The 8,520-nt window shown below is 38.1% G+C and carries 15 protein-coding genes; all 15 read left to right on the top strand.

Translation table 11 applies throughout. The features are described 5' to 3' along the window. Positions 1–516: hypothetical protein (locus tag BHV72_RS06335; protein WP_286855251.1), on the top strand; the 516-nt coding region annotated here is incomplete at its 5' end. Positions 517–677: 161 nt separating this feature from the next. Beyond that, positions 678–1,487: an SPFH domain-containing protein gene (locus BHV72_RS06330; RefSeq protein WP_004326706.1), complete on the top strand. Its 810-nt coding sequence runs from the start codon at positions 678–680 to the stop codon at positions 1,485–1,487. A 1-nt stretch (position 1,488) separates the two neighbouring features. Next, positions 1,489–1,698: a hypothetical protein gene (locus BHV72_RS06325; protein WP_004326707.1), complete on the top strand. Its 210-nt coding sequence runs from the start codon at positions 1,489–1,491 to the stop codon at positions 1,696–1,698. Positions 1,699–2,234: 536 nt separating this feature from the next. Beyond that, complete coding sequence (locus BHV72_RS06320) at positions 2,235–2,690, top strand: RuvC family protein (protein ID WP_005794319.1); 456 nt, start codon at positions 2,235–2,237, stop codon at positions 2,688–2,690. Beyond that, positions 2,690–2,875 carry a hypothetical protein gene (locus tag BHV72_RS06315; protein ID WP_032588496.1) on the top strand — a complete coding sequence of 62 codons (186 nt, stop codon included), beginning with the start codon at positions 2,690–2,692 and terminating at the stop codon, positions 2,873–2,875. Before BHV72_RS06320 ends, BHV72_RS06315 begins: the two co-directional genes overlap by 1 nt. A 94-nt stretch (positions 2,876–2,969) precedes the next feature. Next, on the top strand, positions 2,970–3,506 hold the full coding sequence (locus tag BHV72_RS06310) for a hypothetical protein (protein WP_007854438.1): 537 nt from the start codon (positions 2,970–2,972) through the stop codon (positions 3,504–3,506). Continuing rightward, positions 3,491–4,597: a DNA cytosine methyltransferase gene (locus BHV72_RS06305; protein WP_286855234.1), complete on the top strand. Its 1,107-nt coding sequence runs from the start codon at positions 3,491–3,493 to the stop codon at positions 4,595–4,597. Before BHV72_RS06310 ends, BHV72_RS06305 begins: the two co-directional genes overlap by 16 nt. Before the next feature lie 5 nt (positions 4,598–4,602). Beyond that, a complete protein-coding gene (locus BHV72_RS06300; protein WP_007846640.1) occupies positions 4,603–5,022 on the top strand; it encodes a hypothetical protein in 420 nt (139 codons plus the stop codon). After that, positions 4,904–5,572: a hypothetical protein gene (locus BHV72_RS06295; protein ID WP_117700611.1), complete on the top strand. Its 669-nt coding sequence runs from the start codon at positions 4,904–4,906 to the stop codon at positions 5,570–5,572. Before BHV72_RS06300 ends, BHV72_RS06295 begins: the two co-directional genes overlap by 119 nt. Further along, positions 5,544–6,254, top strand: a complete 711-nt coding sequence (locus BHV72_RS06290) for a TIGR02757 family protein (protein WP_007846638.1) — start codon at positions 5,544–5,546, stop codon at positions 6,252–6,254. The genes BHV72_RS06295 and BHV72_RS06290 overlap by 29 nt, the downstream gene beginning before the upstream one ends. Before the next feature lie 8 nt (positions 6,255–6,262). Beyond that, positions 6,263–6,847 (top strand): hypothetical protein, encoded by a 585-nt coding sequence (locus tag BHV72_RS06285; protein WP_286855230.1) that lies wholly within the window; start codon positions 6,263–6,265, stop codon positions 6,845–6,847. 51 nt (positions 6,848–6,898) lie between these two features. Continuing rightward, positions 6,899–7,078 (top strand): hypothetical protein, encoded by a 180-nt coding sequence (locus BHV72_RS06280; RefSeq protein WP_008673389.1) that lies wholly within the window; start codon positions 6,899–6,901, stop codon positions 7,076–7,078. A 54-nt stretch (positions 7,079–7,132) separates the two neighbouring features. Beyond that, positions 7,133–7,498, top strand: coding sequence for a hypothetical protein (locus BHV72_RS06275; protein ID WP_007846634.1), 366 nt, complete (start codon positions 7,133–7,135; stop codon positions 7,496–7,498). Further along, positions 7,455–7,709, top strand: a complete 255-nt coding sequence (locus BHV72_RS06270; RefSeq protein ID WP_007846633.1) for a hypothetical protein — start codon at positions 7,455–7,457, stop codon at positions 7,707–7,709. Before BHV72_RS06275 ends, BHV72_RS06270 begins: the two co-directional genes overlap by 44 nt. A 46-nt stretch (positions 7,710–7,755) precedes the next feature. Next, the coding region (locus tag BHV72_RS06265) for a phosphoadenosine phosphosulfate reductase family protein (protein WP_286855190.1) at positions 7,756–8,520 on the top strand (765 nt) is incomplete at its 3' end.

The raw sequence follows: 8,520 nt of genomic DNA, 5'->3' as shown, positions 1-8,520 counted from the left end.
CTTAAACTTGTCACCAATGAAACTGACAGTAGGAATAAAGCTACTGTAAGAGGTGAGTTGAAATACTATCCCAAGTTTCTTGAATTTGGTATTAACACAAGCAAGACATGGGAACCGGTGCAGCTTTCAAAGTTCTTCAAAATGAATCGTGCCTTCTTCAAGGATGCACAATACAACATGGAACTGGTAACAGTCTTGAAGAACTTCAAAGCCAGCATTGACTCAAAAGTGGAAAACTCCCGACAAGACAACGGTAGTCGCACTGACAATTACAGCCAAGTTGTCAACTCCAATCTTCCGGCCTCATTCAATCTTATTGTCCCGATTTTCAAAGGTCGCCCTGCAGAAGAGATTGAAGTGGAAATCATTGCAGATGTGGACGGGCGTAATATTCGATTGTCCCTTTGCTCCCCTGGTGCAGAAGTGATAGTGGAAGAGGAACGCAACAAGGCCATTGACGAGCAATTATTGTTGATCCGTAAATTGGCACCGGATATTGCCATTATCGAACAATAACAATGAAGACTGTAAAGAAATACTGGAAGCCGGTACTTGTCGTATCGGCTTTCTTCATTGGCAACCGCGTATTCAATCACATAAATGCGTGGTTGGGAATTTCAATAATTATGCTGACAGTAGCATTTATAGTTTATAATATCATTAAAAAAAAGTAGAAAATGAAAAGAAAGATTGATTTTTTGATTGTGGCACTATTTGCCGTTGTTTTGTTTGCTTCATGCGAAAGAGTTGCTCCCAATTATGCCGGTGTCCTTATGGAGAACTACGGCAAACAAGGGAAAGAAGATTTTAAAATCGTTGCCGGTAAGGTATCTACATGGGAATTAGGCACAGAGCTTTTTCAAGTTCCGCTATTCGATCAGCGCGGAGAATTTTCTGATCCAGTCACACTAAAGGCAGCCGACAATACAGAGTTTACAGCCCGGCCAACTTACTCTTATAAAGTAATGAAAAACAGGGCTATTGATATTGTATTTGATAACAAGCATATTGATAAGGCTGACACCCCATCGGGAAAAGATGGCTTTATGCAATCATTAGAAGATAATATTTTGGAGCCACGTATATATGATCTTATCAAAGAAGAAAGTCGCAAACATAAAACAGACAGTCTGATGGCTGACGGTGGTTCATTGGTATTTGAAAAGAGACTGGAACAGATCGTTGATAAAGAATTTGAGAAACGGGGATTGCAGTTGTTGACCTTCTCCGCACAATTGGAATTTTCAAGAGCTGTCCGCGATAAAATAGATAGCCGTAACGAGGTAAACACTAATATTTCGGTACTTGATCAGAAGATTGAAGAACAAAAGAAGCAAAACGAACTGGAGCAACTAAAAACAGAACAAGCTTTAATTGCGTCCCGTGGACTCACCCGTGAGATTTTATATAAACAATTTATAGACAAGTGGGACGGGAAGACACCTCTATATGGCATTGCTCCTGAATTTTTAAAAATGACAAAATAATATGCTGACATTTCAACAAAGAAGAGATACGATATTGTCTCAATTTGCACAAGCAAAAGCCGATTTGGAAACACTTAATAGTGATATTGATGCAGAAATCGAAAAGAATAAATCTGTTATTTCTACACTAACTTCTAAAAATACAGAATTGGCCTCTTTAAAAAGTAATAATGAAGGCTCAATCAAGACTTTTGCTAAATTCCTAAAATAATAATTATCAACCCGATTAATAATCAGCTTCTCCCGGTGTGGCTTGACCGCCTATCCGGGAACTATCATGCCTCACCTTTTTTCTTCTCTTTGCAAGTCGAGTCGAGTACGCTGCATACGCTCCACGACGGTAGATACTACAAAGAGTCTTTTTGTTCATGTAAAATGCCTCTATTGTAGAGGCAAACGGATAAGTGGCGAAATCGGAAGACGCTTAGTTTCTGTGGTAAAAATGCACGAATAGCATCACGAGTCAGGTAATATGCTATTAACACTTGACATACGTACAAACGGAAGCAGAAACGAAAATCCTGATTGCAACAGTTCCCGGTTCGAGTCCGGGCTTATCCACATAAATCAATCATTATGAAAGTTGAAATCCCCGACTATTTCCTAAAATCCTTTATCCGACATTTTGAAAGGATAACCGAGAATTGTAAAGCTTCACCTTCTGACATCAAGACCAGTGAAGCACTAAGGCTTGGAAAGAAAGATGTAATTAAGCTCAAAAGATTTATAAACAAAAAAGTATAATTTATGAAACGAAGGATCATAGGTATAGATGTTGGCAAAAACGGTGGAATTGTAGTGTACGACACCGAGAATAACAAATTATTGGAGTGTATCAAAATGCCACCAACTCCCAAAGACTTATTAGATTTTCTCTCCATATACAAAGAAAATAGCGTTTGTTATTTGGAACGAGTGAATGGCATGACCGGACAAAGTGCTTCTGCCTCTTTTGTTTTTGGAGAAGGTTACGGACAGCTGACTATGGGATTGATAGCTTGTGGGATTCCGACAGTAACAGTATCTCCACAAACTTGGCAAAAAACTATAGGATTACGAAATACAGACAAATTGGGTAAGACAGAATGGAAAAACATCTTAAAGAAGAAAGCCCAACAGCTGTTCCCGTATGCAAAAGTTACATTGGCAACTTCGGATGCTTTACTAATATGTGAATATGGTAGAATTAAAGAAAAGGAATAATGGAAAAATTAAAAAAATGTAGCAAATGTGGCCGGGAACTTCCGGTCAGTGAGTTTTGGAAAAATGCTTCAACCGAAGATGGATTGCAGACATATTGTAAAGAGTGCGGTAATGTTTATGCCAGAAACCGTAAGAAAACTCCGGGAGGGGGGGGGGAATTTGAAGAAAATATATTCCAATCCTGAATTGGCAAAATTTTCTCCACGGGAACTTATCGCAGAATTGAAAGCACGTGGATATACCGGAGAATTGAAATACACCCAAACAATATCATTATAAATGGAAAAGTTACGTCTATTGGTTACAACCAAATGTCCGAACAAATGTCCTATGTGTTGCAACAACTCATGGGATTTTTCAAAATTACCAGTTGTTGAGCACTTTAATTACAAAGAGATCATGATAACTGGTGGAGAACCACTTTTGTTTCCTGAAAAACTGGCAAATTTGGCTGAAAGTATCAAAACCGTTCAAAAATTGGCCTATGGCAATAAAGGAAAATTATTTCTATATACGGCACTGGCTGATATGCTCCCCAATTATATCAGATACTTCGATGGAGTTGTTTACACTCCACATTCTGTTAATGATATTCATAGTTTATTGGAGGCCAATAATTTTTTGTTGGATTACAAAGATGAACTTATGGAAAGTAAATCTCTTCGGCTCAATCTTTTTCCTGATATTAAAAAGCATATTCCTGACAACACAGACCTTTCGTTATGGAAAGTAAAAGATATGCAATGGATCAAAGATTGCCCGGTTCCGGCTGATGAAGAGTTCAAAAGAGTAGCTGAATTATGGGAGGTGGAATGATGAAAGATGTAATTACCCCCCCCCATACACAACATCTCTATCCTTATCGCTGGTCTTTAGAAGATGCTGTTTTTACTAAAGATAAAGGAAAGGTATTTTCTTGTTTTGCATGTGGCGGTGGCTCTACTATGGGTTACAAAATAGCAGGTTACGATGTTATTGGCTGTAATGAGATTGATCCACGAATGATGAAATGCTATGAAACAAACCATCATCCCCAGTATAGTTATTTGGAAGATATTCGTGATTTAGTGAAAAGGAATAATCTTCCCGAAGAACTGTACCATTTAGATATATTGGACGGATCACCACCTTGCAGTACATTTAGCATGTCGGGATTACGTGAAGATGCGTGGGGTAAAGAAAAGAAATTCAAAGAAGGTCAAAAGACACAAGTTTTAGACACGCTCTTTTTTGATTTTATTGCACTTGCCAAACGCTTAAAACCTAAAGTCGTTATTGCTGAAAATGTGAAAGGACTTCTTTTAGGGAATGCGATTGATTATGTCAGACGTATATACAAAGACTTTGAGGAAGCTGGTTATTATTGTCAGCATTTTCTTCTTGATGCTTCTAAAATGGGAGTACCTCAAAAAAGAGAACGTGTATTCTTTATATGTATCAGGCATGATTTGGGAGTCCATTTCCTAAAAGTTTCAGACCTCTTCAATGTTGAGCCATACATCGACATGGAATTTAATGAATCGGAAATATATTATGGGGAATATGCGGATTACAAGGGAAAGCCTATTGGTGTAAAAATGAGAAAGTTATTTGAGCAGAGAGTGGCAGGAGATATTGCTTTGGCAGAGGCCTATAAGAAACAAACTGGAAAACGAGGCTTTTTTAATCAACAATATCTATATGAGAACAAAGTAAGCTACACCCTAACAACTCATGCAGACTCAATTATTCCTTTTAAGCAGCCTATATATTTATCACGGTTAGAAGTATGTAATATATCCACATTTCCACAAGATTATCATTTCCTCAACCAATCCCCACATTATATCTGTGGAATGAGTGTACCACCCGTTATGATGGCGCACGTAGCCTCACGAATATGGAAATATTGGTTATCTAAATTATAAATCAAATGAAATCAGAAGAATTAGCAACCCAGTGGTGTCGGGATCATCCTGATGCAACATTGGAACAAGCATTCATGGCCGGATTAGGCCATAAGATGAATATGAATAAGGATTCTCTTTCTGCAAGGAAAGACAAATTCAGAAGTGAAGTCCTCATGTATAGAGGGAAATATCCTGATGATATGTTGAAGGACTTTTTCGAGTATTGGACTGAATGCGGAGGACGGAAAATGCGCTTTGAGAAGGAACGTACATTTGAAGTTTCCAAACGTTTAGTCAGATGGTCTAATAATGATTTTAACAAGTATGGGAAACAACTTAATTCAAGTCAACAGCAATCTCCCGGCAACCGAAAAGAAAGCGTTGAAAGACTTGCTGACCTTGCAAGCGGAGTATTACAAGGGATTGCACGTAAGTTCGATTAAAGAAGCTGTTCTCAACACTCCTAACCTACCACTCTCCGTTATAAGAAAAGAAATCACATTGGCTGGCGCAAGAGCCATACTGGTAATTGCGATTAACGAGCTTGTGTCTTTTTTCAATGTTGGAAAAACGATGAATGATGTTCAAGTGGCACTTACCGCTGATCTAATAATAGACAGATTCTATTATCTCAAATTGGAGGAAATCAAATTGTGTTTCCGTAATGCTATGGCTTCCGGTAAGATTTACGATAGACTGGACGGTAATATCATTCTCGGCTGGTTAAATGAATACGATGCACAGCGTGATGAAATTGTTTCTTCTCTTTCAATTAATGAAGCCCATGAACAAAATAATAACAGCACTGGAATGTTCTACGGAGAATATATCAAACATCTAACTGAAAGATCGGAAAATGGAGATGAAGAGGCCAAAGAATTATTGGAATCCCATCAATCATTCATACAAAGGATGAAATCAAATGATAAAGAAGCCGCTTTCAAAAAATGGAAAGAAGAATATTATGGAAGAACTAAGAGACAAACTACTTGACTGGGCGAAACAATTTGAAACACCTGATTTTATAAAAGATGATCCTATATTTTTTCCACATAAGTACAATGATAAAAAGGACATAGAAATCAGTGCTTTTCTTACTTCATGGATAGCTTTCGGGAATCGCAAACTGATAATGCAGCAAGCAGAAATTTTGGATAATCTAATGGGTAATTCTCCTTATGCCTTCATTATGAACAAAGTATGGGAACAATACAAAGAAAATACAAATACCTTCTACCGTATGTTCACCTACCATGACTTCTTCTGCATTTGCCAGCGGTTGTACAACATATATCAGGAATGGGATGATTTGGAAGTATTTTATGAGGGTTACAACAATGTTATCCGTGAAATACAAACAGATTTTGGTGGCGTAAAAGGTATTCCAAAATTGGAGCGTGATTCTCCATGCAAGCGTATTTGTCTGTTTCTACGGTGGGTAGTACGAAAATCGCCGGTGGATTTAGGTATTTGGAATATTATTCACCCGACAGAATTATACATACCATTGGATGCACATGTTGCAAAAATGGCACACCAGCTTGGGATAACAACACGCAAAACAGAGGACTGGAAAATGGTTCAACAAGTAACCAATTACATGAAAACAATTTTCCCGGATGATCCGTGCCGGGGAGATTTTGCATTATTCGGATATAGTATTAACAATAAATAATTTACATTATGTCAGAACTTAAAATCACACAAGAAAAGGTAACAGCCGCTTTTAGTGAAGCAAACGACTGTCCTAAAGCAATTAGTATTCTAACAGCCCTATTCGGAAAGCAAAAGCCGGATTATACAGATTATCACAATATTAAAACCTACGAAGATGCTTGTGAAGCAATAGGTGTAAAACCTATTGTTCGCCTACTTGTTGAGGATGAAGACGGACACAAAGAAGAAGTGGCTGATATTGCACACCTCGCCTACATCAAACTATGCACAATTGCTCGTGCATTGAACAACGATCCTGATTTTCCACGATTTACTAAAGATGAATACCGTTATACGCCGTGGTTTTATCTTTATAATCAGAAAGAAATTGATGAAATGGACGAAGAGGATCGTAATCAGCTGGTTCTTTGGGGCGGTTCTGCGTATGCCGGTGCGGTTTGCGGCCTCGCTTCTGCGCACTCGGTTTCCGATTGGTCGGTCTCGAATGCGACTCTCGGCTCTCGCCTTGCTGTAAAATCAAGTGAAATCGCAATTTACTTTGGAGAACAATTCAAAGAATTGTGGAAAGACTTTCTGATTGGAAAAAAGTAATCACACTGGGGAGGCCGCATCAAAGCGGCCTTTTCCATACCTTTTAAATCTATGACTCCAAAAGAATTTTTCGACAAAGTGGTGGAAATGCGCCGTTGCCAAAAAGAATATTTCAAAAATAAGAGACAGATAGATTTACGAATAAGTAAACAAATTGAGCGTGAAGTAGATGAAGAAATTGAACGTGTTCAAAAAATCCTTCACGACAAACAGAATCCGCAACTCTTTTAGACTATGGTTAATATGAAAATCCTTGACCTGCCATTAAAAGCAAAATGGTATGAAATGATCGAATCCGGAAATAAGAAAGAAGAATACAGAGAGATCAAGAAATACTGGATCGGAAGATTAGCAAAATGTGGAGGTCGCAATTCCTATGAAAAGACAGGTTTCTATTGTAAGAAAGGTATTTGTTTTTCTTGTATTACACGTGGAAACGGCTTTCACCCCAAAGAATACACTCATGTTCGCTTCCGTTTTGGCTACACCAAACGGACAATGCTTTTTGAACTTGAATCTATAACCATCGGAGTTGGTAACACCAATTGGGGAGCACCGGATAACGAATGTGTATTTATACTTAAACTGGGAAAATGTATCAAAAAAAATGAAAGTAAGGACTCAACAGAATTTCAACCGAAAAACTCGTGAAACAGTATTCGGTATCAGCATCATGCCTGACGGTGGCAGAAGATATTGTAAATACCCAATAGGCCACCAAGAATACAAAGACTATACCCAAGCACACCAAGCTATGAAAGATGTACAAAAGATATTGGATAATGGAGGCCGATTAGTGTATTCTCCCAAAGGTAGTGCCGGGATTAATAAAAATGAATATGTAAAAATTGAAATGACATAAAAATGAAAATATTAGTAAGTTTTTCAGGTGGTAAGGATTCACAAGCATGTTTGATCCAAGCCTTCAAACAATATGGGGGGGGGGGAATTTAACCGCTGTGTTTTGTGACACCGGCTGGGAACACCCTGACACATATAAACATGTGAATGATGTTTGTCTGCAAATGGGAGTAAGACTTATAACTCTCAAATCAAAATACGATTTTGTGTCTTTGGCAGTTCACAAGAAAAGATTTCCTTCCACGAATGCACGGTTTTGTACCAGTGAACTAAAAATGAAGCCAATGATTGATTATGTACTTTCTTTGAAAGAAAGCTGCATTATTATACAAGGTATCAGAGCCGGAGAAAGTACAGCACGTGCGGCAATGGAAGAGGAATGTATGTACTTCAAATCGTATTTTCAACCTAATAAGAAAGGAAGAACTGAAAACTACCGAAGTAAGGATGTCAAAGAATGGTGTTCCCAATTTGACGCTTCTGTTCTAAGACCGATCTTCAAATGGAGTGCACAGCAAGTTATAGATTGCATACTGGATGCAGGGCAGAAACCGAATCCATTGTATTATCGTGGATTCTCACGTGTTGGATGTTTCCCGTGTATCATGTGTCGGCATAAAGAAATTGAACTTATAGCCAAAAACGATCCTGAAATGTGTCAACGTCTGATTCAAGCAGAGAAAAACGTGGGACATTCCTTCTTTCCTCCATCATACATACCTCAAAGATTCTGTAAAAACAAACAATATCCTTATGTAGAGGAAGTTTTGGAGTACGTTAAAGAACATACCCCTGATATGTTCGAGCCGGAA

It is taken from the genome of Bacteroides sp. 43_46 (assembly GCF_001915455.1).
Taxonomy (GTDB): domain Bacteria; phylum Bacteroidota; class Bacteroidia; order Bacteroidales; family Bacteroidaceae; genus Bacteroides; species Bacteroides caccae.
Note: the sequence above shows the minus strand (reverse complement) of the source record. Positions and strands in the feature narration are given on the sequence as shown.

What these genes read in the sequence shown, in the direction of transcription:
- BHV72_RS06330 (WP_004326706.1), top strand. Translation starts at nt 678, where the DNA reads ATGAAAAGAAAGATTGATTTTTTGATTGTGGCACTATTTGCCGTTGTT.
- BHV72_RS06325 (WP_004326707.1), top strand. Translation starts at nt 1,489, where the DNA reads ATGCTGACATTTCAACAAAGAAGAGATACGATATTGTCTCAATTTGCA.
- BHV72_RS06320 (WP_005794319.1), top strand. Translation starts at nt 2,235, where the DNA reads ATGAAACGAAGGATCATAGGTATAGATGTTGGCAAAAACGGTGGAATT.
- BHV72_RS06315 (WP_032588496.1), top strand. Translation starts at nt 2,690, where the DNA reads ATGGAAAAATTAAAAAAATGTAGCAAATGTGGCCGGGAACTTCCGGTC.
- BHV72_RS06310 (WP_007854438.1), top strand. Translation starts at nt 2,970, where the DNA reads ATGGAAAAGTTACGTCTATTGGTTACAACCAAATGTCCGAACAAATGT.
- BHV72_RS06305 (WP_286855234.1), top strand. Translation starts at nt 3,491, where the DNA reads ATGGGAGGTGGAATGATGAAAGATGTAATTACCCCCCCCCATACACAA.
- BHV72_RS06300 (WP_007846640.1), top strand. Translation starts at nt 4,603, where the DNA reads ATGAAATCAGAAGAATTAGCAACCCAGTGGTGTCGGGATCATCCTGAT.
- BHV72_RS06295 (WP_117700611.1), top strand. Translation starts at nt 4,904, where the DNA reads ATGGGAAACAACTTAATTCAAGTCAACAGCAATCTCCCGGCAACCGAA.
- BHV72_RS06290 (WP_007846638.1), top strand. Translation starts at nt 5,544, where the DNA reads ATGGAAGAACTAAGAGACAAACTACTTGACTGGGCGAAACAATTTGAA.
- BHV72_RS06285 (WP_286855230.1), top strand. Translation starts at nt 6,263, where the DNA reads ATGTCAGAACTTAAAATCACACAAGAAAAGGTAACAGCCGCTTTTAGT.
- BHV72_RS06280 (WP_008673389.1), top strand. Translation starts at nt 6,899, where the DNA reads ATGACTCCAAAAGAATTTTTCGACAAAGTGGTGGAAATGCGCCGTTGC.
- BHV72_RS06275 (WP_007846634.1), top strand. Translation starts at nt 7,133, where the DNA reads ATGATCGAATCCGGAAATAAGAAAGAAGAATACAGAGAGATCAAGAAA.
- BHV72_RS06270 (WP_007846633.1), top strand. Translation starts at nt 7,455, where the DNA reads ATGAAAGTAAGGACTCAACAGAATTTCAACCGAAAAACTCGTGAAACA.